Here is a 721-nt window from a genome sequence, read left to right as displayed (position 1 = left end):
CCCGAGGCTACCGCGTCAGCGTCGTGCAGAACCCGCTGACCTCCTTCGCGGACGACGTCGCCGCGACGCGGCGCGTGCTGAACCGGCAGGACGGGCCGACGATTCTGGTCGGGCATTCATATGGAGGCACCGTGATCACGGAGGCGGGGATCGACCCGAAAGTGAGCGGCCTGGTCTATGTGGCGGCCCTCGCGCCAGATGCCGGCGAGTCGACGGGCGATCAGTTCGCTCAGATCCCGCCGCCGGCCGGCTTCGTCATCGAGGAGCAGGCGGACGGGTTCGGCTTCGTGAACGGGCCGAAATTCAAGAGCGGCTTCGCCGCGGACGTGAGCGATGCGGACGCCGCCTTCATGCGGGATGCGCAAGTGCCGATCGCGATGTCAGCCTTCGCGGCGAAGGTCACGCAGGCCGCCTGGCGGAAGAAGCCGAGCTGGTTCGTGGTGGCGACGCAGGATGGCGCGATCGACCCGAAGCTGCTGCGCAGCACCGCCCGCCGGATCGGAGCCGTGACCGAGGAGATCGAGGGCAGCCATGTCGTCTTCCTCAGCAAAGCCAAGGCGGTAGCCGACGTGATCGACCGCGCGGCGAAGGGCGCTGAGCGAGCGGTGCGTTGAGGTATCACCGCTCTCGCCGAGCGGCCTTGGCAGGCGGACGATCGCCCCGACCGTTCCGTCCCTGAGGGGGCGTCAGCGCGGCGCGTTCTGAGCCGGCTCACTCCTCC

1 protein-coding gene is annotated in these 721 nt (G+C 69.2%); it reads left to right on the top strand.

Features of this window, described 5'->3' with window-relative positions; translation table 11 throughout:
- Positions 1–614: alpha/beta hydrolase (locus AC2JF9_RS08070; RefSeq protein WP_500726769.1), on the top strand; the 614-nt coding region annotated here is incomplete at its 5' end.
- Between the last annotated feature and the right edge of the window lie 107 nt (positions 615–721).

It is taken from the genome of Lactobacillus sp. C449L (assembly GCF_059900815.1).
Note: the sequence above shows the minus strand (reverse complement) of the source record. Positions and strands in the feature narration are given on the sequence as shown.